21 protein-coding genes and 3 pseudogenes are annotated in these 20,811 nt (G+C 44.7%); 20 read left to right on the top strand and 4 right to left on the bottom strand.

Annotated features, from left to right (window positions below; genetic code table 11):
* Nucleotides 1-25 precede the first annotated feature (25 nt).
* From MK370_RS04660 to MK370_RS04565, 20 genes and pseudogenes are all read left to right on the top strand, one after another.
* The gene (locus MK370_RS04660; protein ID WP_326845074.1) at nucleotides 26-853 is read left to right on the top strand and encodes an amino acid ABC transporter substrate-binding protein; all 828 of its coding nucleotides are present in this window, start codon (nucleotides 26-28) and stop codon (nucleotides 851-853) included.
* A 116-nt stretch (nucleotides 854-969) separates the two neighbouring features.
* Nucleotides 970-2,352, top strand: a complete 1,383-nt coding sequence (locus MK370_RS04655) for a M20/M25/M40 family metallo-hydrolase (protein ID WP_268684348.1) — start codon at nucleotides 970-972, stop codon at nucleotides 2,350-2,352.
* 16 nt (nucleotides 2,353-2,368) lie between these two features.
* Nucleotides 2,369-2,962: an MptD family putative ECF transporter S component gene (locus MK370_RS04650; protein WP_268684347.1), complete on the top strand. Its 594-nt coding sequence runs from the start codon at nucleotides 2,369-2,371 to the stop codon at nucleotides 2,960-2,962.
* Nucleotides 2,963-2,993: 31 nt separating this feature from the next.
* The gene (locus tag MK370_RS04645; protein WP_268684346.1) at nucleotides 2,994-3,839 is read left to right on the top strand and encodes an SAM hydrolase/SAM-dependent halogenase family protein; all 846 of its coding nucleotides are present in this window, start codon (nucleotides 2,994-2,996) and stop codon (nucleotides 3,837-3,839) included.
* Between the two features lie 11 nt (nucleotides 3,840-3,850).
* Entirely contained in the window at nucleotides 3,851-4,393 is a 543-nt protein-coding gene (locus MK370_RS04640) for an ECF-type riboflavin transporter substrate-binding protein (RefSeq protein ID WP_002900998.1), read from the top strand.
* Between the two features lie 319 nt (nucleotides 4,394-4,712).
* Nucleotides 4,713-4,910, top strand: a complete 198-nt coding sequence (locus MK370_RS04635; protein ID WP_005591814.1) for a helix-turn-helix transcriptional regulator — start codon at nucleotides 4,713-4,715, stop codon at nucleotides 4,908-4,910.
* Nucleotide 4,911: 1 nt separating this feature from the next.
* On the top strand, nucleotides 4,912-5,406 hold the full coding sequence (locus MK370_RS04630; RefSeq protein ID WP_268684345.1) for a DUF6773 family protein: 495 nt from the start codon (nucleotides 4,912-4,914) through the stop codon (nucleotides 5,404-5,406).
* Entirely contained in the window at nucleotides 5,403-6,080 is a 678-nt protein-coding gene (locus MK370_RS04625) for a CPBP family intramembrane glutamic endopeptidase (protein WP_268684344.1), read from the top strand. Before MK370_RS04630 ends, MK370_RS04625 begins: the two co-directional genes overlap by 4 nt.
* A gap of 9 nt (nucleotides 6,081-6,089) precedes the next feature.
* Nucleotides 6,090-6,581: pseudogene (locus tag MK370_RS04620) on the top strand (DUF6773 family protein).
* 138 nt (nucleotides 6,582-6,719) lie between these two features.
* Nucleotides 6,720-7,706 (top strand): rhodanese-related sulfurtransferase, encoded by a 987-nt coding sequence (locus MK370_RS04615; RefSeq protein ID WP_002898096.1) that lies wholly within the window; start codon nucleotides 6,720-6,722, stop codon nucleotides 7,704-7,706.
* Nucleotides 7,707-7,721: 15 nt separating this feature from the next.
* Nucleotides 7,722-8,030 carry a putative quinol monooxygenase gene (locus MK370_RS04610; protein WP_002903981.1) on the top strand — a complete coding sequence of 103 codons (309 nt, stop codon included), beginning with the start codon at nucleotides 7,722-7,724 and terminating at the stop codon, nucleotides 8,028-8,030.
* 236 nt (nucleotides 8,031-8,266) lie between these two features.
* Nucleotides 8,267-9,070 carry a helix-turn-helix transcriptional regulator gene (locus MK370_RS04605; RefSeq protein WP_268684343.1) on the top strand — a complete coding sequence of 268 codons (804 nt, stop codon included), beginning with the start codon at nucleotides 8,267-8,269 and terminating at the stop codon, nucleotides 9,068-9,070.
* A gap of 56 nt (nucleotides 9,071-9,126) precedes the next feature.
* Nucleotides 9,127-9,540: a VOC family protein gene (locus tag MK370_RS04600; RefSeq protein ID WP_268684342.1), complete on the top strand. Its 414-nt coding sequence runs from the start codon at nucleotides 9,127-9,129 to the stop codon at nucleotides 9,538-9,540.
* Nucleotides 9,541-9,549: 9 nt separating this feature from the next.
* A complete protein-coding gene (locus MK370_RS04595) occupies nucleotides 9,550-9,909 on the top strand; it encodes a TfoX/Sxy family protein (protein WP_268684341.1) in 360 nt (119 codons plus the stop codon).
* 293 nt (nucleotides 9,910-10,202) lie between these two features.
* Nucleotides 10,203-11,120: pseudogene (locus MK370_RS04590) on the top strand (DUF4299 family protein).
* A gap of 180 nt (nucleotides 11,121-11,300) precedes the next feature.
* Entirely contained in the window at nucleotides 11,301-11,561 is a 261-nt protein-coding gene (locus MK370_RS04585; RefSeq protein ID WP_002898091.1) for a SemiSWEET family transporter, read from the top strand.
* A gap of 219 nt (nucleotides 11,562-11,780) precedes the next feature.
* On the top strand, nucleotides 11,781-12,542 hold the full coding sequence (locus MK370_RS04580) for a nucleoside phosphorylase (protein WP_268684340.1): 762 nt from the start codon (nucleotides 11,781-11,783) through the stop codon (nucleotides 12,540-12,542).
* A 9-nt stretch (nucleotides 12,543-12,551) separates the two neighbouring features.
* Nucleotides 12,552-14,237, top strand: coding sequence for an ABC transporter ATP-binding protein (locus tag MK370_RS04575; RefSeq protein ID WP_268684339.1), 1,686 nt, complete (start codon nucleotides 12,552-12,554; stop codon nucleotides 14,235-14,237).
* Complete coding sequence (locus tag MK370_RS04570; protein WP_268684338.1) at nucleotides 14,230-15,066, top strand: energy-coupling factor transporter transmembrane component T family protein; 837 nt, start codon at nucleotides 14,230-14,232, stop codon at nucleotides 15,064-15,066. Before MK370_RS04575 ends, MK370_RS04570 begins: the two co-directional genes overlap by 8 nt.
* A gap of 18 nt (nucleotides 15,067-15,084) precedes the next feature.
* The gene (locus MK370_RS04565) at nucleotides 15,085-15,546 is read left to right on the top strand and encodes a putative immunity protein (RefSeq protein WP_268684337.1); all 462 of its coding nucleotides are present in this window, start codon (nucleotides 15,085-15,087) and stop codon (nucleotides 15,544-15,546) included.
* Between the two features lie 32 nt (nucleotides 15,547-15,578).
* On the opposite strand, the gene rsmG is transcribed toward MK370_RS04565, so the two are convergent.
* The 4 genes and pseudogenes from rsmG to MK370_RS04545 form a co-directional block, all read right to left on the bottom strand.
* Complete coding sequence (gene rsmG / locus MK370_RS04560; RefSeq protein WP_268684336.1) at nucleotides 15,579-16,292, bottom strand: 16S rRNA (guanine(527)-N(7))-methyltransferase RsmG; 714 nt, start codon at nucleotides 16,290-16,292, stop codon at nucleotides 15,579-15,581.
* A gap of 81 nt (nucleotides 16,293-16,373) precedes the next feature.
* On the bottom strand, nucleotides 16,374-17,117 hold the full coding sequence (locus MK370_RS04555; RefSeq protein ID WP_268684335.1) for an ABC transporter ATP-binding protein: 744 nt from the start codon (nucleotides 17,115-17,117) through the stop codon (nucleotides 16,374-16,376).
* Nucleotides 17,118-17,174: 57 nt separating this feature from the next.
* A complete protein-coding gene (locus MK370_RS04550) occupies nucleotides 17,175-19,502 on the bottom strand; it encodes an FtsX-like permease family protein (RefSeq protein WP_268684334.1) in 2,328 nt (775 codons plus the stop codon).
* Nucleotides 19,477-20,759: pseudogene (locus tag MK370_RS04545) on the bottom strand (MFS transporter). The gene MK370_RS04550 and the pseudogene MK370_RS04545 overlap by 26 nt, the downstream one beginning before the upstream one ends.
* Between the last annotated feature and the right edge of the window lie 52 nt (nucleotides 20,760-20,811).

Below are 20,811 nucleotides of genomic sequence, written 5' to 3'. Positions count from 1 at the left end.
AGACTTTTTAGGAGGAATTCGAAATATGAACCTGAAGAAAACCTTGAAATACTTCTCTCTGGCAGCCGTCAGTGTCTTGGCCCTTGGTGCCTTGGTGGCTTGCTCATCATCAAGTGAGAAAAAAACAGAGAAAACAAAGGTAGAAGTCGGAACAGTGGGAACGACCAAACCATTTTCATACGAGGATAAAGACGGTAAACTGACTGGCTACGATATCGAAGTCCTTCGTGCTATCTTTAAGGACTCAGACAAGTATGAAGTCAATTTCAATAAGACCAAGTGGGCTTCAATATTCTCAGGTCTGGACAGCGACCGCTATCAGATTGGTGCCAATAATATCAGCTATTCTGAAGAACGGGCTAATAAATATCTCTATGCTAGTCCATATGCGAAAAATCCAACAGTTTTAGTTGTCCGTAAGGGTGAGGGAATCAAATCGCTGGATGACATTGGCGGCAAGTCTACTGAGGTTGTTCAGGGGACTTCGACAGCTCAACAACTAGAGGACTACAACAAGGAACATAGCGATAAACCGACAAAAATCAATTATACGGACGGAACCATTCAGCAAATCTTGGCCAATCTGAATGACGGCCGTACGGACTATAAGATTTTTGAGCGCATAACTGTAGAGTCTATTATCAAAGACCAAGACTTGAAAAATTTGGAAGTGATTGAACTTCCAAGCGACCAGCAGCCTTATGTCTATCCGATTATTGCAAGCGGTCAGGAAGACTTGCAAAAATTTGTCAACAAGCGAATCAAAGAACTCTATGAGGATGGTACGCTTGAAAAATTATCGCAAGAATTCTTTGGCGGCTCTTACCTGCCAGATGCAAAAGACATCAAGTAAGAAATCCCATCAAGTCCAGTCTGCATTTGGCTGATTAGACTTTGAACCAAGAAATACGATAAGGGCGGGGAAGCTTATTTCCCCAGCCCTTTATCTGCTGTTAATAGGAGTAACGCATGCCTTTCTCAACCGAGACTGAACAAATCAAGAAATTTGAAAACGACGAGGTAGCCCAGCACTATTTTGAAGTGCTGCGGACCTTGATCTCTAAAAAATCGATCTTTGCCCAGCAGGTTGGCCTGCAGGAAGTAGCTAACTATTTGGGAGAGATTTTTACAGCTGCAGGTGCCAAGGTCATGATTGACGACAGCTATACTGCTCCATTTATTTTGGCGGAGTTTCTTTCTTCAAATCCTGCTGCTAAGACCATTATTTTCTACAACCACTACGATACAGTGCCGGCAGATGATGATCAGCCATGGACAAATGATCCTTTTACATTGTCGGTTCATTACGGGGTCATGTATGGGCGAGGAGTAGATGATGACAAGGGGCACATTACCGCTCGCCTGACGGCTGTTCGCAAGTATATTCGAGAGCACGGTGATTTGCCGGTCAATATCATTTTTATGATGGAAGGGTCAGAAGAGTCTGCTTCGACAGATTTGGATAAATATCTGGCCAAGCATCGCAAACGCCTGCGAGGAGCGGATTTGCTGGTTTGGGAGCAAGGCAGCCGCAACAATCTTGGACAGCTGGAAATCTCGGGCGGTAACAAGGGGATTGTTACCTTTGACATGACGGTCAAAAGTGCAGATGTAGATATTCATTCCAGCTTCGGTGGGGTTATCAATTCAGCTTCTTGGTATTTGCTCAATGCTTTATCCAGCTTGCGCAGTCCAGACGGCCGCATCTTAGTTGAAGGCATCTATGAGCAGGTTCAAGAGCCAAATGAACGAGAGCTGGCCCTAATTGAGGAATATGCCCTGCGGACTCCTGAAGAGTTGAGTCAAGTCTATGGCTTGAAATTGCCAGTTCTATTGGACGAACGTAAGGAATTTCTCCGTCGATTTTACTTTGAGCCTTCGCTGAATATTGAAGGCTTCGGATCAGGCTATCAAGGCCAAGGGGTCAAGACCATTTTACCTTCAGATGCCCAGGCTAAGATGGAGGTTCGTCTGGTGCCAGGTCTGGAACCACAAGATGTTTTGGACAAGATTCGTCAGCAGCTGGATAAAAATGGCTATCCAGCGGTTGAGCTGACCTATACCTTGGGAGAGATGAGTTATCGCAGCGACATGAGTGCGCCTTCCATTCTCAATCTTATCGAGCTGGCTAAAGATTACTACCAAGAGGGCATCTCTGTTCTGCCGACTTCAGCTGGAACTGGTCCGATGCACACGGTCTATGAGGCCTTGGAGGTTCCTATGGCGGCTTTCGGACTTGGCAATGCCAATAGTCGAGATCATGGCGGAGATGAGAATGTGAAAATTGCTGACTACTATACGCACATAGAGCTCATTCAGGAGCTGATTGGCAGTTATCGTCGAGCTGACTAGCGGGAAAGGAAGGCTTATGCTATACTCTATAAGAAAAGACAAACTGAAGCAGGCTGGCTTCTTTTACCTCTTTTATTTCTTAGCCATGATCTTAGGCGTTTTGGTTGGGATTCTATTTGACCGCTCCGGCAATATGTTTTACGCTCCAGCTTTTACAGCTTTCTTTGGCGTAGTTCTGTTCATCTTCTATACAGAGAAAATAAAGACCTTCGGCCTAATCAGCGGCCTAGGCTGTCTGCTAGGTCTCTTCTTTCTGCTCAGTCGACATGGCTTTGGAGCCTTTCTACCGGGTTTGATTTGTGGTATTTTAGCGGATATGATAGCTCGGTCAGGCAGCTATCAAAAGACCGTTAGAAGCTTGCTGTCTTTTATGGTTTTCAGCTTTAGCACAGCGGGTCCTATTTTCCTAATGTGGCTGGCGCCCAAGCAGTATGAAGCTAGTCTTCTTGCCAGAGGAAAGACTCAAGCTTATATCGAGCAAGTCATGCTTAAGCCAGAACCCAGCTTAGTCCTCTGGTTTATAGCCAGCATTTTACTGGGCGCTTTACTTGGAGCCCTGTTAGGAAGGAAGATCCTCAAAGCAAGACTTTCCAAGTCAGCTTCGGCCTAAATACCATTGAAAATATAACTAAGGAGAAAACATGAACAATATACTCGTACTCCAGTCGGACTTTGGTCTGGTAGATGGAGCTGTGTCAGCCATGATTGGAGTGGCGCTAGAAGAGTCGCCCACTCTGAAAATTCATCATCTGACTCACGATATCACCCCTTACAATATCTTTGAGGGAAGCTATCGTCTCTTTCAGACAGTTAATTACTGGCCAGCAGGAACGACCTTTGTGTCGGTAGTAGACCCGGGCGTTGGCTCCAAGCGTAAGAGTGTGGTAGCCAAGACTAAAAAGGGTCAGTACATCGTCACGCCTGATAACGGCACCCTGTCTTTCATCAAGAAGCATGTCGGCATTGAGGCCATTCGGGAAATTTCTGAAGTGGAAAATCGCCGCAAGGATACGGAACATTCCTACACTTTCCACGGCCGTGATGTCTATGCCTATACGGGTGCTAAGCTAGCCAGCGGCCATATCAGCTTTGAAGAGGTTGGACCAGAACTCAAGGTCGAAGACATCGTCGAAATTCAGGTAGTAGAGACTACGCTTGCGGAGAATTATGTCAGCGGAGCTATTGATATCCTGGATGTTCGCTTCGGCTCTCTCTGGACCTCTATCACCCGTGAGGAATTCTGCACCTTGGAACCGGAATTTGGTGACCGCTTTGAAGTTACCATTTACAATAATGACATGCTGGTTTATCAAAACCAAGTAACCTATGGCAAGTCCTTTGCGGATGTCCGCATAGGCCAGCCTATCCTCTATATCAACTCCCTCTACCGGGTCGGCTTAGCGATTAACCAAGGTTCCTTTGCTAAGGCCTACAATGTTGGTGTCGGTGCCCAGTGGCATATTGAAATCAAGAGAATTGAAAATTAAGGAAGAAGAAAATGAAAAATAATACAATCAGAAACGTAGTCGCAACAGGAATTGGAGCAGCCCTATTCGTGGTCATCGGAATGATCAATATCCCAACGCCTGTGCCCAATACCAGCATCCAGCTCCAATACCCTCTGCAAGCTCTTTTTAGCGTCATCTTTGGACCAATCGTCGGTTTCCTTATGGGCTTCATTGGCCATGCCATTAAAGACGCTATGAGCGGTGGCGGACTCTGGTGGTTCTGGATTGCTGGCAGCGGGGTCTTCGGTCTATTGGTTGGCTTCTTTAGAAAATTCTTCCAAGTGGAAGAAGGCAAATTTGAAGTCAAGGACATTATCCGCTTTAACTTGATTCAGTTTGGAGCCAATGCAATCGCTTGGCTAATCGGCCCAATTGGTGACGTGATTGTATCTGGTGAGCCGGTCAATAAGGTTATTGCTCAAAGTATTGTAGCAATTCTAGTGAATTCTGCGACAGTAGCAGTAATCGGAACTGTCTTGCTAACCGCTTACGCTCGCACCCGCACACGCGCAGGAAGTTTGAAAAAGGATTGATTACATCAAAAATTGAAAGATTGGGAGAATTCCCAGTCTTTTTTTGTACAAAATAAAAGATAAAATGTAATTTATATATTGCATTATTTAAAATATATTGTATAATAGAGTTATAATGATGAAAGGAACTATAGCATGAATAGGAAAATAAATCATCTGTTTATTCCTCTTACTTGGCTAGTATTAGCTGTTGTGTTTATAATTCTAGGGATAATTCAGAAAAATCAAATGTGGTTTATTTTGGGATTTAGTGACATCACTTTTGCTTGTGCTTTCTATGTTATATTCGGGCAAAAGAAAGACGATAAGGACGATGGCCATGGCAAAAAATCTTAGACTAAAAATGGCACGAGCTGAGCATGATATGACCCAGGGGGACTTGGCAGATGCTATCGGAGTGACCCGCCAGACCATTGGCCTGATTGAGGCGGGTAAGTACAACCCCAGCCTCAGTTTATGCTTAGCGATTTGCAAGTGTCTTAACAAGACACTAGATCAGTTGTTTTGGGAGGAGTAAAATGAGAGTGATGAAGAAGATGAAGAAGCGGCCTTTTATAACAGATGAACGGATAGAGAAGTTAGACGGTAAAGTTGCTGGGGAACTAGTACTAGGAATCTTCCTCCTCCTATCAATCTCTATTTTTTTCAAAGCCTATATCCTGCAATTGGACTTACTGGCTTATCTGCCAGAGACTATTCTGATTATCCTAGTAGGTCTATATGCCTTGTTTCGTCGCTTAAGTCTTGGTATAGATGTTCGTGATATGGTGAGGGAGGAAAAATGGTCGGAGCGTTTTGGCGGTGGAGTCATCTTTGCTCTCATCCTTGTGGGCATTGATTTCTTTGGACAGCGAGAAAGCCTGGCTAGCATGTTGAGCCTTTTGTATCTGCTCAAGCTGGCTCTTACAATGATGCTTTTTATACTGGGGAGCTTGACCATGGATAAGGTCAGCCTGTATCTCAATCACAAACGTCAGAAAAAGCTAAATAAGGAATTGGAGGTTGAAGAATGACTTGGTGGAAACGATTGTTGTGGGTTGGATGCGTTTGCTTAGCATTGCTGCTGTATGTATTACCCATGCTGGTTCAGCACGTCGTAAGAATTTATGAATTTCCAAGATTGTGGACCATTCTTCTTGGTATTTTCCTAATTTTTATCACTTCGCTAGTCTTTGGTGTACTGGCAAAGAAGGCTGGTATTTTATCTCAGTCTGGCAAAGCTTTTCAAAAAGGGGACGGGAAGAGAATCATTTTAGGCTTTCTAGGTATGATTCTTGTGTCTTTTCTTGGAACGTTTCTTTTGAACCTAATCCACGGTGAGGAAACAACGGTGAATCAAGCATCTATAATAGAAGAGTTCCAAAGAGGGGATATGATTTTGTTGCCCATCACACTTGGGATTTTAGCACCTATTGCAGAGGAAATAATTTTTCGTGGAATCATTCCTCTAAAAATCTTTAAAGGTTATGAGGGTTGGGGTTACATCATGGGCGGCCTGATCTTTACTCTTTTTCATGGGCCAACCAATATTATGTCTTTTGTGATTTATGGTGGATCCTCAGTGATTTTGACCTGGCTGGCTTATCGAACTCGGCGCTTGGAAGTCAGTATTGCAGTTCACATGCTGAATAATGGACTTCCTGCCATTATCATGTTTTTGATAAGTGTTTTTGGAATACCTAGATAGGAGATAGAGATGAAAATCAAGCTTATCAAACGTCAAATCTTAGACGAACGGGAAGAGCAGCTTGTCAACAAGGCTGGCATGGAGGCTTTTAGTCTCTTGTTGTATGGTGGTTTAGCCTTATATGCTGGTTCTGTAGCTATGAATACTGGCGCCATTCACTATTAGCCCTTCTTGGTGCTGATTGCCATTGCCTCTCTTTATTTCATATGTCGCGCTCAGCATCTGGGAGCTAATTATTACAATAGTTTCAGTCTGACTATCTGGGGCTTACTGGTTTCGACAGGTTTTCTGACCTTCTTGATTGCTTGCCAGAATTTCCAACTGAATCATGCTATTTATCATAATAGTGTTTTTCACCCCATGTTTCTATTTGTTATTTTAATTACTTTTGTCATTCACTTTCCCTTTATGCTGCTGGTCAATATTTTCTTGGAGTATATAAACAAATGGCAGAAAAAGCGCTTTGAGAAGTATTTGGATCAATTGGAAGAAGAGCGATAACTTGTCCTTCTCATTTAAACTTTTCAGCTCAGATATTTTTCAAACAAATATTTTGCCCAGTTTTTTCAATCAGGTTATAATAAATAGATGAATTAAAAAATTCAGAAAATTTTATAGAGAAAAGAGAGTTGAAATCTTATGGCAAAAGATATTCGCGTCCTACTTTACTACAAATATGTTCCGATTGAGAATGCTGAGAAATTTGCAGCTGATCATCTGGCCTTCTGTAAATCTATTGGTCTTAAAGGCCGTATCTTGGTAGCAGATGAGGGAATCAATGGAACGGTTTCTGGTGACTATGAAACCACTCAAAAATACATGGATTATGTGCACAGCCTTCCGGGCATGGAAGACCTTTGGTTCAAGATTGACGAAGAAAATGAGCAAGCTTTCAAGAAAATGTTTGTTCGCTACAAGAAAGAAATCGTGCACTTGGGCTTGGAAGACAATGATTTTGACAATGACATCAACCCGTTGGAGACGACAGGGGCTTACCTGTCACCTAAGGAATTTAAGGAAGCACTCTTGGACGAAGACACTGTTGTCCTAGACACTCGTAATGACTATGAGTACGATCTGGGTCATTTCCGTGGTGCCATCCGTCCAGACATTCGCAACTTCCGCGAATTGCCGCAATGGGTTCGTGATAACAAAGAGAAGTTCATGGACAAGCGCGTGGTTGTTTACTGTACTGGTGGTGTTCGCTGTGAGAAATTCTCAGGCTGGATGGTGCGTGAAGGATACAAGGATGTCGGTCAGCTTCATGGCGGTATCGCGACTTACGGCAAGGATCCAGAAGTTCAAGGGGAGCTTTGGGATGGTAAGATGTATGTATTTGATGAGCGTATCTCCGTTGATATCAACCATGTTGATCCAGTCGTGATTGGGAAAGACTGGTTTGACGGAACTCCTTGCGAGCGCTATGTCAACTGTGGCAATCCAGAGTGTAACCGCCGCATCCTGACTTCAGAAGAAAACGAAGACAAGTACCTCCGTGGCTGTTCTCATGAATGCCGTGTTCACCCTCGCAATCGCTATGTGGCTGAAAACGGCTTGAGCCAGGCAGAAGTGGTGGAGCGTTTGGCTGCGATCGGAGAAAGCTTGGAAACATTGGTGGCTCAGTAATAAGGAGAGATCCTAATGGAAAAATTTTGTGTTTATGGGAAATTAATGGCCCAAGAAGGAAAGGTGCAGGAACTTACTGCTTACATGCAAGAAGTTGTCAAAGAAATGCAAAATCTTGACACTTGTTTCTGCTATATCTTAGGTGAGAAGGCAGATGAACCCAACAGCATCTATATTTACGAAGTTTGGGAGAGCGAGCAAGCTCACAATGACAGTCTGACCTTGGAAGTTTTTCAAAATCTCATTGCAAAAGCTAGACCCATTATTGCAGGCATGGAAAATTTGCATAAGCTGACTATTTTTGATGGTAAGGCAAGTTTCTAAATTCCTAAGAAAAACTAAAAACTTTAGACGATTCAAACGTCTAAAGTTTTTTCATTTATCTACAGGTAAAAGTCTTGTTGGAAAGGGATTTGGGAAAGCAGACTATTTCCGCCGATTCTTGGGACATCTCGCGGAGCATCACTTGATTTCTTCTTTTCTTTATGCGGTTTTGATTTTTTGTCCTTTCTTTTTGATGTGATATAATGGGCTTAAATAAATGGGAAAGGAGCAAGTCTATGTCCAAAGCTATCATGGAAGAAGTGGCAGCCTATCTTCGTCAGCATGCAGATGAAGAGCTGAGTCTGACTGATTTGTCTCAGTATTTCCATTATAGTCCTTCCCATCTATCCAGAACTTTCAAGAAAAAGATGGGCTTTTCTATCAAGCAATATGTGGAAGCTCTTAAGATGGAAAAAGGGATTCAGGAGATTGTAGAAGGCCGGCAAAATGTGACTGAGACCTCTATGGAAGCTGGTTATGATAGTCTAGGCAGTTTTTCTAATACTTTTAAGCGGCATACTGGACTTTCGCCTAAAAAATATTATCAGGAATCAACCAAGGCTTATGATTTTATGGTAAAACAGCTGGATGAGAAGGGAGCTTTCTTGCATCAGGATCCCGACTGTAAAAGTGGCAATCGGTTGACTGTGGCGCTATCTTATCCTGAGGGCTATGAACCACGCATTAGCTGTATCGGGCTTTTTAAAACCCGCATACCTAAAGAAGAGCCAGTTATCGGAGTAGCACTAAGTCAGGAGAGCCAGTTTACTTTTGAAAATGTACCAGATGGCCACTACTATCTTTTGGCCTGTGAATTGCTGGAGGATTTACGCCTAACTAAAAACTATGTCTTGAAGCATAACTTTCGCTGGGGCAGCGATGAGCCTCTCACTTTTTCAGGCGATAACATCTATCAAGAGGAAATCAGCATGCGCAGGCCCTTGCCCAGCGATCCACCAATTACAGTTAATCTTCCAGTTTTAATCATGCGTTCTCTAGCCAAACAAGCGCAATTAAGAATAAGAAAATTTTTATCCTAATTGATAAACTGATACTAGAGATTTATTCTCAGATATAAAAAATTGGAGGAACAATAATGAAATTAGACGTGTTTTTAAGTTTTAATGGTCAGGCCGAAGAAGCTTTTCGTTTCTATGCAGATCTTTTTCAGACAGAGATAAAGGGACTTGTCCGAGCCAGTGAGATGATGGATCCAGCTGACCTTCCTGAAGAAAAACGGGATAAGCTTGCCTGGATTGCCTTAGATACGGAAAACTTAACCCTGCATGGTGAAGATGTAGGCATTTTTAACGACCTATCTATTCCTAGCAATCATCAGCCCAATCAATGGTTAGTTCTGAGCCCAGACAGTAGAGAAGAAGCTGATGAACTTTTTGCAAAGCTTGCTGAAGGTGGTCAAATTCTCTATCCTTTAGAGGAACAAGCTTTCGCAGAGTTTTATGGCCGCTTGATTGACCGTTTTGGTATCGGCTGGGATGTGATGAAATGAGGCCGAAGGATGGCTTATAGTGAATCCTTAGCCCAGCAAGTCCGTGCCATTTTAGCTACTGAACTTCCTCTTCATGTTTTTGAAGAAGAGGTAGAAGAGAAGAAGATGTTTGGTGGCTTGGCTTTTATGGTCCGAGGTAAGATGTCTGTTACTGTGAGTTCGAGAGGTCAAGAGCTTGTCATGGTCCGCATCGGTAAGGAACTAGAAAAGCAGATTCTGCCTAAAAATGGTGCCAGTGTGACGTTAATGAAGGGGAGGCTTTATCATGGCTATATTGATTTAGATGGCGAAGCGCAAAAGAAACTGTCTTACTGGATCAAGCTAGCCTTGGACTACAATCAGGAGCTGACACAGCAGGATAAAAAGTAAGAAGTGCTCAGAATGAGTTTTGCTTTCTTAGAAGTTTATTCATTACCTTTTTATGAAATTCAAATATATTCTTAGAATCTGTATTGATGAAGCTTTCAATCGGAAAGTCTCTTCATGAATACAGGTTTTTCGTCTTTTTCTCCCAAAAATGTTATACTAATACCAGAGTTCGTTTTAAGAATGGAGTTTATCCTTAAAAGTCTTGGAGAAAAGCTAGTTTGTACCTGTATTGAGTTTTGATTTTGCATTTTCTCGCTTTCTGAAAGGCTTTTGTAGTTAGAAAGGAGCATGGTATGAGTATTTCTTTTTACATTCAGAACCGAAAGGGCTTATTTAGCTATAAGGCGGTCGAAACACCCTTATCTCTGGTTTCCTTGGTAGAAGGGCTGGAGGTTGTAGGCCTCGAGGGCGATAAGGCTTATCAATCCTTGGATCAGGTCGGAACTTTTCTGGCTGTCTATTGGGAAGGGGCAGGCCGTGGGTTTGAAGTTTATTATCTGCCAGATCGGGAAACCTACTAGGTTCGTGTCTTGACACCATCGACGGTAGGCGACTGGAAAGGGGCCATTATCTTCATGAGTCGTTTGGCTCAGAAGATGAAGCAGGATATTGTTGATGAATACGGCAATACTTATACGGCTGACGGGATTTTTAATATTGATTTTGAAGCGGATATTCTCTATGGCCTGAACGATGCCAGAGTGGCAGCTGCGCCTATGCATGTTTTCGAAGGCTATGCTCATGATTTGTACATGTCGCAAGAAAAACTTCTGGAACTTTTCAAGGCTGAAGATCCTGTGGAGGAGTTTGGCAGGCAGATGGCCGAGATGCAGCAGGTTCAGAGTCAATTTTCTACTCCTAAGTATTATAAGGATCAGGGTGGGAAATACCTGGGTTCTTATGTTCTGGCAGAAGGAGTGGACACAGTCCTTCCAACTCAGCCCATGCCCAAGGGATACTTGGTTAAAGAGATGATTGAGAGCGGTGCTAGTCAAGACATGGAATGGCATCTTCATATCCTGATAGAGGATGGCAGCAGACCGCAGGGCTATAAATATCTGACAACAAAGGATTTAAAAGCTTTTTTGGAGAATATTCCAGAGACTCACCGTAGCTATCTGGATTCCAGCCAGATCCGGATTCAGCCACTCAATCGGCTGGAACTGGAAGCCATTTTGGATCAACTTCCCGAAGGAGAACCGAAGTTTTAGCGCTAGGAAAATCTACTTTGTGAATCTTAACAGAGCTGCCAAAAGGCGGCTTTTTTAGGTCTGTCAGCAGTTCTCACAATTTTGTGACTCTTTTCGTTTTGATAACATTATTGAAAATATCTTGAAAATTTCAAAAAGAAGCTATAGAATAGAGGTCAGTTTTATAAAAAGGAGAGCGAAATGAAAGAAAAACACATGCTAATCTTGGGCTGGGTGGCCACTTTTATGTCTGTTATGATGTATGTTTCCTATATCCCACAGATTATGAATAATCTAGCTGGCAACAAGGGTGATTTTATCCAGCCTTCAGTGGCTGCTCTAAACTGTACTCTATGGGTCATTTATGGTCTATTTAAAGAGAAGCGGGACATTCCTTTGGCAGCGGCTAATATGCCGGGCATCGTATTTGGCTTGATTACTGCTGCTACAGCCCTTATGTAAGATGAGATTGGGATTTATGCCCAGTCTTTTTTTGTTGGAAAATCATTGGACAAAGTACTCACTTCACTTGAGCTATAGAGCCTGCCTATGGCTTTTGTTATGTAGAAAATATGCAGGTAGCGTTCAGCAGACCGCCTTTTTATGATACAATGGTAAGATGAAGTCAGTAGACATCTGCTGGCTGTTTCATCAGGAAGAAAGGGGTAAGAGAGCAAGCCTATGATACTTGAAGAATTTGACCAAAGTCGCAAGGCCATCATTAACCCAGAAGACTTGAATGAATCCATAGAGGGTTTTCCGGAGACGGCTGTTTCTTGCTTTGCCAGAGAGACTTTTGCGCGGATGTTGGCTGATTTTGAACATGAGCTGATTACGACAACTAGCATGGCTAATATTGAAATTCCTATCTATCGCGTTTTCGTGGATGGACGGGAACTGGCTCTCTTCAATGCACCGGTTGGAGCTTCGGCCTGTGTGGCTATTCTGGAAGACTTGATTGCTTTTGGCATGAAGAAGCTGGTGCTTTTCGGTACTTGCGGTATCTTGGATGAGGAGATTAAGGAAACGTCCATCATTATCCCGACGGAGGCCCTGCGTGATGAGGGGACTAGCTATCACTACCAGCCGGCTAGCCGTGAGCAGGAAGTCAATCTTGGCTTGAAAGATTTTCTGACGGCTTTTCTGGATGAGCGCGGTATTTCCCATAGCAAGGGCAAGGTCTGGACGACAGACGGCATTTACCGTGAGACACCAGCTAAACTCCGCCAGAGAAAGGCCGAGGGAGCGATCTGTGTGGATATGGAATGCTCAGCTGTAGCGGCCTTGGCAGCTTTTCGAGAGATAACCGTCTGCCAGTTCTTTTATGCAGCCGACCACTTGTCTGAGGAAGCTTGGGATATGCGCAACCTAGCCAATCATGCAGACTTAGACGAAAAAGATAAGATTGCCAATTTAGCGATTCAAATCGCTCTGGCACTATAGAGAAATAAGATGAAAAAACCAATTATCCAATTTGAAGACTTTAGCTTTCAATATCAAGCTCAGTCTGAGCCGACCCTCAAGCAGATCAATCTGACTATTTACGAGGGAGAGAAGGTTCTGATTGTCGGTCCGTCTGGCTCTGGTAAATCAACGCTGGGCCAGTGCCTCAATGGAATTATACCTAACATTTATAAAGGAGAGGCCAGCGGTCAGCTCTTGATTAAGGGGCAGCCAGCCTTTGAATCCAGCATTTATGATAAGTCCAATCTTGTCAGCACGGTCTTGCAGGACACGGATGGCCAGTTTATCGGGCTTAGCGTAGCAGAAGATCTGGCCTTTGCACTGGAAAATGATGTGATGGAGTTGTCGCTTATGCGCGAAAAAGTCAAAACCTGGTCAGAGAAGCTGGATTTATCGGAGTTTTTGCAGCATCGGCCCCAGGATTTATCCGGTGGTCAAAAGCAGCGCGTCAGTCTGGCTGGAGTTTTGATTGACGAGAGTCCCATTCTGCTCTTTGACGAGCCCTTGGCTAATCTGGATCCAAAGTCAGGTCAGGATACCATTGATTTGATTGATCAGCTTCATCGAGATACGGGAACGACGACTCTGATTGTCGAGCATCGTTTAGAAGATGTTCTCTACCGACCAGTAGACCGTTTGGTGCTTGTCAATGACGGACGCATTCTCTTTAATGGACAGCCGGATGACCTGCTCAGAACCCAGCTGCTAGCTGAAAATGGCATTCGCGAGCCGCTCTACATTACCACTCTACGCCAGCTGGGCGTTGATGTGGAAAAGACTGAAGGATTGTCCCGCTTGGATCAGCTGCAGCTGGCAGATGTGACCTTTGAGGGCAGAGACTGGTCTGACTCTGATAAAGAGTCCCAGGAGCCCTTACTGGAACTGGAACATGTGTCCTTTGCTTACCAGAGCGGAGGCAAACCTATTTTGCAGGATATCAGCCTGAAGATTTTCAAGGGTGAGCGAATAGCCATCGTTGGTAAAAATGGAGCTGGTAAGTCAACCCTGGCCAAGGCCCTCTGTCAGTTTATCGAGACTGATGGGAGCTATAGATGGAAAGATCAGGACATCAAAGGAGACTCTATCAAGGAGCGAGCTGAGCGGATTGGCTATGTCCTGCAGAATCCCAATCAGATGATTTCGGCAGCCATGATTTTTGATGAAGTGGCTTTAGGCTTGCGCTTGCGTGGACTGGAAGAATCGGAAATCGAAGAGCGAGTCCATGCGGCTCTCAAGACCTGTGGACTCTATGAATTCCGTAGTTGGCCGATTTCGGCCCTGTCTTTCGGCCAGAAGAAGCGAGTGACCATTGCGTCTATCTTGGTGCTGAATCCCGAGATTATCCTCTTGGATGAGCCGACAGCTGGCCAGGACCAGCGCCATTATACCGAGATGATGGACTTTCTAGACGAGCTCAATCAGCAGGGACATACCATTATCATGATTACCCACGATATGCAGCTGATGCTGGATTACTCAGATCGGGCAGTGGTTGTGGTGGATGGTCAGATTTTAGCCGATAAGGCGCCTGCGCAGGTGCTGACAGATCAAGAGTTGATTGCGGCGGCTCATCTAAAGGAAACGTCAATCTTTGCTCTGGCTGAGAAGATTGGTGCCGACCCTCTGGCTTTGACCGAGTTTTATATGCGAGAAAAGGAGGACAAGCATGCTTAATCAGCGAAAATTAATCGGCTACCATGCAGGCGAGACTTTTCTTCATGGCCTGTCCGGTGCCAGCAAGATGCTCTTCTTCGTTCTGGTATCAGTAGCAGCCATGATCAGCTATGATACCCGCTTTTTGCTGGGGCTAGCCCTGCTGTCCCTCTGCCTCTTTCGGCTGTCTCACATCCGCATCCGAGACATTTCATTTGTTTTAGTCTTTGCGGCATCCTTTGCTGCTCTTAACTTAGTGATGGTCTATCTTTTTGCCCCTCAGTATGGTGTCGATATCTATGGAGCCAAAGATGTCCTCTGGTCTGGATGGGGAGCTTATAATCTAACAGCTCAGGAGCTGTTTTACCTCTTTAATCTCCTGCTCAAGTATATTTCGACCATTCCTCTGGCAGTGATTTTCCTCATGACAACCCATCCCAGTCAGTTTGCTTCCAGCCTACATCAGCTTGGTATTTCCTATAAAATTGCTTACGCGGTCAGTCTGACGCTCCGCTATATTCCAGATTTGCAGGAAGAGTTTTTCCTGATCAGGATGTCTCAGGAAGCGCGTGGGCAGGAATTATCCAAGAAAGCTAAACTGACCCAGCGCGTGAAGGGAAATCTGCAGATTATCATTCCGTTGATTTTCAGCTCTCTCGAGCGCATCAATACCATTGCCACAGCCATGGAACTGCGCCGATTTGGGAAAAATAAAAAACGAACCTGGTACACCTATCAGGCTCTAAGCAGGAGAGATATGCTGGTGCTGACACTGGCAGTCGCCTTTCTATTGCTCTGCTTTGCTCTCTTCGCAGTCAATCACGGCCGCTTTTATAATCCGTGGGGGTAGGATGGAGGAAAGTAAAATATGGATATTTACGCTTATCAAAAACCTTTGGGGAAAATAGAGGACGCGCCAGACTTGAAGAAAGCCTTCATTAAAGTTTATGAAGAAAAAACACACCAAGAAGTAGTTCGATTTTGCCAAGTGTATACCGCTCATCTTTCGGAGCTAACTGCTTTTGCATTTACAAAAGAGATGAAACAGGCTCTTATCGCTATGGATGACTGGCTAGCTGGGGAGAGTTCTTATCATGCTGCTAGAAATCTGAGCTTTGAGATTTCACGTTTAGCAAAAAAGGAAGAAGATGTAGTTAAAGTAAGATTCTATCGAACGATGGCTCAGCTTGTAGCTAGTCCCCATGTTAAATATCATGGCCTTTGGGCAGCAGATTTTGCTATTACCTTGATAAACAAGATGTATCCAGGTGATTTTGAAGCTGTTAAAAAGGAACGTCTGAAGCAAATTGAATTATTGAAGATGACATAAAAAAACCAAGCAATCCTAGCCTGATTTTTTTCTTATAACGGTCTTTTATTTGGCATACCGGCTTTGCGGGGGTATTTATTGGGAGTTTCTTTCTTCTTTTCCACCACTGTGATAAAGCGGGGGTCGCCGTTTGGTAAGGCATAGCTGAGGTTGTCTTGGACCTTGCTAAAGAGTAAGTTGAGGGCATTTTTTGCTTCGTCCAGTTCCTCCGGAGCATTAGAAGCCTTGAGCGCCAAAAGCTTCCCGCCAACTTTTAGGTAGGGAATGGTCAGCTCAGATAGGACCTGCATCCGAGCGACTGCACGGGCAGTGACCAGGTCAAATTGGGCCCGAAAGGCCTTGTCCTGAGCAAAGTCTTCTGCGCGGCCGTGGTAGAAGTGAACCTTGTCCAGCCCGAGCTCTTCTGCCAGCAGTTTGAGGAAGTTGATGCGTTTGTTGAGCGAGTCAATGATAGTCACATCCAGCTGAGGATAGATAATTTTCATAGGGAGGCTAGGAAAGCCGGCTCCGGCTCCGATATCTAATAGCTTAAGCTCTTGATTATCAATAAGGCCTTGTAAAACAGGGGCAATTGAATCATAGAAATGCTTGAGATAGACTTCATTTTTCTCGGTGATAGCTGTCAGATTGATTTTTTCATTCCATTCGACCAAGAGTTGAAAATAACGCTCAAACTGGTCTTTCTGGCGGTCGGTCAGCTCGATTCCCTGCTGGCTCAATAGCTGGTAAAATTCTTGCGGTGTCATAGTTTCATCCTTGTTTGTCAGTATTCATCCTATTATATCATAAAAAGGAGACCCAGGCATTCTGCCGAAGGGCCTCTTTTCTTATATACCAATCTGATTGAGCTCCGCCAAGAGCAGCTGGCGTCGCTCATCCTGATTAGCAGCTGGGTCAAAGAGAATTTCTTTTTTTATCTTACCATCTAAAATGAGCAGGACTTTGTCGGCATAGGTAGCTACGCTGGCATCGTGCGTCACTAGGAGAATGCTTGCGCTCTGCCGGTGGAAGTGCTGCATGAGCTCCATAGCTTGACGACCAGCCTGAGAGTTGAGGGCTCCTGTCGGCTCGTCAGCAAAAATGATTCGAGGCTGGTTCATGAGAGCCCGGCAGATGCCAGCTCGCTGGAGCTGGCCGCCCGATACCTGATGGATAGAGCGCTGAGCAATGTCCTTAATCCCAGTCAGAGCCATTAACTCCTTGGCTCGCTCATAGGCTGCCTTTCGCTCACTGCCTTTCTTACCAATGATACTCGGTAGGCAGATATTGTCTAGGATATTGAGATTTTTCAGGAAGGTCGCCTGCTGGAAGACAAATCCAAAAGCCTCTCTGCGAAGGCGGTCCAAATCCTTGTCTTTCATAGCCAGCAAGTCCTGTTCCTGGTAGAGAATCTGGCCTCGGTCAGGTTTGTCAATAGTGGACAGAAGATTGAGAAGAGTGGATTTCCCGCAGCCAGAAGGCCCCATGATGGCGATGAATTGGCCGCTCTCAATCTCTAGCGACAAATCACGGAGAATGGGATCCTGATTTTCCTGATAGCTTTTGCTGAGGTTGTGTGCTTCTAATAACATAGGCTTCTCCTCGGATGTAAAATAAATGCTAAGCGCTCGAAAGCTATCTGCTTAAGGTCAATGTTCCTTTAGATAACGTCCAATTTCCAGCTTGTTCAGAGCTCGGAGACTGATGTGTGCTGCTGTGAGTCCGCTAAGAAGCAGAGCCAGCGGTGTCCATAGAAAAGTAAGAGACTTGTTGATGATGAGCTGGAGTTTACTGATACCGAAGCTGCTGAGCAGCAGGTTGCAGACTTCTTGCCCTATACTAAGGAGTAGAAGGTCGGCTATTGCCAGAGCCAGCATCAAGATGAAGCAGACGGCGAGCAGGTAGTGGCTCCTGAGTCGCTCACTGCCAAATCCCAGCATCCGATAAAGTGCCAAGTCAGCTTGGTCCTTGGTGAAAATCAGATAGACAAAGAGAGTCATAAGGATGAAGACAATGCCAAGCCCTGTCCAAAAAACATTGGTCTGAATCAGGCGGAGCATGGCTAGCGTGTCATCAAAAGTCTGATGGAAAAAGTCTTCTACGTCGGTTAATTTATAGTTGGAATACCGTTTTTTCCAATCGTTGATTTTTTGAGCTTTGTTGCTAGCATCTTTAAGGCGGATGGTCAGCAGACTATTGAGCGTTTGCGCTTGCTTTGTCAAAAAGACAGCCTTGGCGGTCTTTCCGCCGTAGGTCAGGTCCGAATAGATACCGACTACTTTTAGTTTTCTGGCTTGACCGTCTATCGTCAAGGTCAGGCTGTCTCCTACTTTTAGCTTGAGCTCTTCTCCTTTAAGCTTGGAGAGGGCAATTTCATGCTCGTTTTTAGGATAGCGGCCTTGGTTGTATTTGACTGGAAATCCTGCATGGTTTCCCAGAGTTACCCGCAACTGCTGGGTCTGACCTTGCTGGTCTTGATAGGAGAAATTTTGGCTCTGGTACTGATTAATCTCTGCGTTATCCTTGTCTGCCCGCAGTTCTTTCAGAAGCTGGGCAGCCTTGGTATCAATATCATCAGTCTGAGAAATATCAACCAACACATCTGACTGACCAGCTCCTAGATACTGGATGAAGTTCTTGTCCATCACAGTGCTATAGAGACTGGCTGGTAGCAGGATAAGCAGGCTAATCAGACTGACAATGAACAAGATAGTCAAATAGAGTTTTTTATGACTTAGAATAGTTTTCAGGGCGAAATAGGGTCTGTCTAAGAGGGGGATAGTCGGTAAGCACATTTTCGGAGTAGAACGCGTCTCGGTTAGACTGTTGGAAGAAGCTAATCTTAAAGCTTGGCCGGGCGACATTTTGTTAAAGGAGCTCAGAGGTCGGGCAGTTAGCCAGAAGACCAAGAGACAGAGCAGCAGAGTCACTAACATTTCCAAAAGATAGCTATAGAAGGGCGTCGGACTTTGCCCTATAGACAGTGCCATCTGCTTTTTAAAAGGAGTACTCAGAAGAAAGGACAGTCCCCATCCAGCGATGGTTGCTAGAGCCAGGCAGAAATAATACTTGGTCAGGTAGAACTTGCTGATAAAGCCTTGGGGCAGTCCCATGACCTTCATAACAGCAATCTGCTGCAGGTCTTCTTGAATCTTGGTCAAGAGGGCAAAGCGCATGCAGAGAAAGGTGATGCCAATGATAGCCAAAACCAGCAGCCCCATGACTAGAGCATCATTGAAGCCGTTAATCATCTTGATAGTCGGATAGGTAATCATAGGTTGCCCGTTGGACTCGAGCTCAGCATTTTTATAGGCCTGCTCGATGGTAGAAATCTGGCTAAGCTTATGCACTCGAAAAGCAATCAGGTTCTCATTAGATGAAAATGCTTCTTTTTTCAGAGTCTGCAAATCAGCCTGCGAGATGAGGAAGCGCTTGGAGGAGACTAGACCAGCATTCATCTGGGCATCTCGGATAAATCCATGGACAGTCAGCTGTAGCTTGCCGACTCTTATTTGGTCGCCGATTTTGATTTTTCCGCTGTTGTAATAATAAAGGGGGATATAAACTTGCCCTGGCTGAGGCTGGGCAGGCTGGTTATTCTGATCCAGCAGAAAGTCAAAGTTTTGGTTCTGACTAGAAAAGCCATTATCTTGGGAGCTGTCCTGAAGCGAGCCCTGCCCATTGATGTGGATGGCTGATCCTTCCACGTTCACAAAGTCTGTCAGCTGCCAAGAGGCAATTTCTGGATGCTGCTGGACAAAGTTTTGCAGTCGTTCTCGGTCAACGCTTCCGCTGTGCATCTGTAGCAGGTGAGGGCTTTTGGCTGTCTCTACAAAGCGCTCAATTGAGTTGGTAAGACTGACGGTCAGGCGTGTAGCTGCAAAGCTTAGGGTCAGAGTTAGAAGAAGGAAAAGCCCGATGACCAGCATACTGACTTTGTTTTGTTTTAAATCATTTCTTATCAAGCGTTGAAACATATTCCAGCTCCTTTACTGAACGTGCTCGGGAGAGCAGGTAAGCACCGATGCTGATAGAGATACCGGATAGGATAAATAGCAGACCGTAGCCTCTGCCTCCTCCGACACCGATTATTTTTCCGACAGAATTTGCCAACCAGCCAAAGTAAGTAAGCGAGGGCTTGAAAAGAGTATCCGCGACCCAACCCATGCCGGCATAAGCTAGCACATAGCCCAGCTGAGAGATAATGCCGATGCTCCCCCAGACCTTGCCTTGATCGGCTTTGTTAATATTGATGCGGACCAGGTAGTCAATGGCAGTATTGGCAAAAGGCAGAGCAGCAAAGAGGAGAAAGCCAAAGTTGCAAATCCAGATGAAGTTTTCCTTCATTCCCAGCCCAACCATGAAGAGCCCAGTAGAAATAGTGAGAGGCAGAGCATACGATGGAAGCGTTTTTTGATAGCAAATATCCCTAGAACCAAGCCTCCTATCAGCATGCCGCTGCTGGAGATAGTCATGACCCAGCCGGCTGTTTTAGCGTCTGCGAAAGCCAGTACCAAGGGAGAAAGCAGGATTTGGACAGTTCCCAGAAAGAAGGAAAAACCTGTTCCAGCTAAGACTAAAATCCAGATGCCTTTTTTCCCATAGACGATTTGAAAACCTTTAAGGAAATCTGCCCAGAACCGACTGTCACTGCTATAAACTTGCGAATGAATAGCTCTACGAGCGAGCAAGGTGCAGGCTACTGTCACGAAAATGGTTGAAAAATCCAGCAACAGAATCGTGCTGATATGTCCACTCGCTAAAATCATTCCAGCCAAGGCTGGTGAAATCAGATAGCGGGCAATGCCATTAATCTGCGACAAACCGGTTGCTTTTGATAACTGTTCCTCAGGCAGCAAGTCGGAAATCGTAGCTCGAAAGGCCGGATTGACCAAGGCTGAAAAGAGTGAGCTGATGGCAGCTCCGATACAGATAAAAATCAAAGCAGGATTCTTCAGACTAAAGTAAATCCAGAGAACTCCTAAGCCTGACAGACCATCTCCCAGAGCCATCAGCAATCTTCGATCATAGCGATCTGCCAGAATTCCAGCCAGAGGAGTAACCAAAAGACCGGGTAGAAAAGCACAAAGAGTAACAAAAGAAGAAACAGAAACCAAACCGGTCAGCTGGAAGATATAAACACCTAAAGCGAAAGAAGTCATACCAGATCCGATTTCCGAGATGAGGCTTCCAATCCAAATCAATAAAAAGAGTCTAAAGCCTGATTGTTTCATAGTTACCTCCTAATCTTGTGATGTCAAGTAAGTGTAAATAGTGAATCTAATG

The sequence above is a fragment of the Streptococcus sanguinis genome (genome assembly GCF_026781265.1).
Taxonomy (GTDB): domain Bacteria; phylum Bacillota; class Bacilli; order Lactobacillales; family Streptococcaceae; genus Streptococcus; species Streptococcus sanguinis_T.
Note: the sequence above shows the minus strand (reverse complement) of the source record. Positions and strands in the feature narration are given on the sequence as shown.

Coding starts and splice junctions, on each gene's coding strand:
- MK370_RS04660 (WP_326845074.1), top strand. CDS start 26: ATGAACCTGAAGAAAACCTTGAAATACTTCTCTCTGGCAGCCGTCAGT.
- MK370_RS04655 (WP_268684348.1), top strand. CDS start 970: ATGCCTTTCTCAACCGAGACTGAACAAATCAAGAAATTTGAAAACGAC.
- MK370_RS04650 (WP_268684347.1), top strand. CDS start 2,369: ATGCTATACTCTATAAGAAAAGACAAACTGAAGCAGGCTGGCTTCTTT.
- MK370_RS04645 (WP_268684346.1), top strand. CDS start 2,994: ATGAACAATATACTCGTACTCCAGTCGGACTTTGGTCTGGTAGATGGA.
- MK370_RS04640 (WP_002900998.1), top strand. CDS start 3,851: ATGAAAAATAATACAATCAGAAACGTAGTCGCAACAGGAATTGGAGCA.
- MK370_RS04635 (WP_005591814.1), top strand. CDS start 4,713: ATGGCAAAAAATCTTAGACTAAAAATGGCACGAGCTGAGCATGATATG.
- MK370_RS04630 (WP_268684345.1), top strand. CDS start 4,912: ATGAGAGTGATGAAGAAGATGAAGAAGCGGCCTTTTATAACAGATGAA.
- MK370_RS04625 (WP_268684344.1), top strand. CDS start 5,403: ATGACTTGGTGGAAACGATTGTTGTGGGTTGGATGCGTTTGCTTAGCA.
- MK370_RS04615 (WP_002898096.1), top strand. CDS start 6,720: ATGGCAAAAGATATTCGCGTCCTACTTTACTACAAATATGTTCCGATT.
- MK370_RS04610 (WP_002903981.1), top strand. CDS start 7,722: ATGGAAAAATTTTGTGTTTATGGGAAATTAATGGCCCAAGAAGGAAAG.
- MK370_RS04605 (WP_268684343.1), top strand. CDS start 8,267: ATGTCCAAAGCTATCATGGAAGAAGTGGCAGCCTATCTTCGTCAGCAT.
- MK370_RS04600 (WP_268684342.1), top strand. CDS start 9,127: ATGAAATTAGACGTGTTTTTAAGTTTTAATGGTCAGGCCGAAGAAGCT.
- MK370_RS04595 (WP_268684341.1), top strand. CDS start 9,550: ATGGCTTATAGTGAATCCTTAGCCCAGCAAGTCCGTGCCATTTTAGCT.
- MK370_RS04585 (WP_002898091.1), top strand. CDS start 11,301: ATGAAAGAAAAACACATGCTAATCTTGGGCTGGGTGGCCACTTTTATG.
- MK370_RS04580 (WP_268684340.1), top strand. CDS start 11,781: ATGATACTTGAAGAATTTGACCAAAGTCGCAAGGCCATCATTAACCCA.
- MK370_RS04575 (WP_268684339.1), top strand. CDS start 12,552: ATGAAAAAACCAATTATCCAATTTGAAGACTTTAGCTTTCAATATCAA.
- MK370_RS04570 (WP_268684338.1), top strand. CDS start 14,230: ATGCTTAATCAGCGAAAATTAATCGGCTACCATGCAGGCGAGACTTTT.
- MK370_RS04565 (WP_268684337.1), top strand. CDS start 15,085: ATGGATATTTACGCTTATCAAAAACCTTTGGGGAAAATAGAGGACGCG.
- rsmG (WP_268684336.1), bottom strand. CDS start 16,292: ATGACACCGCAAGAATTTTACCAGCTATTGAGCCAGCAGGGAATCGAG.
- MK370_RS04555 (WP_268684335.1), bottom strand. CDS start 17,117: ATGTTATTAGAAGCACACAACCTCAGCAAAAGCTATCAGGAAAATCAG.
- MK370_RS04550 (WP_268684334.1), bottom strand. CDS start 19,502: ATGTTTCAACGCTTGATAAGAAATGATTTAAAACAAAACAAAGTCAGT.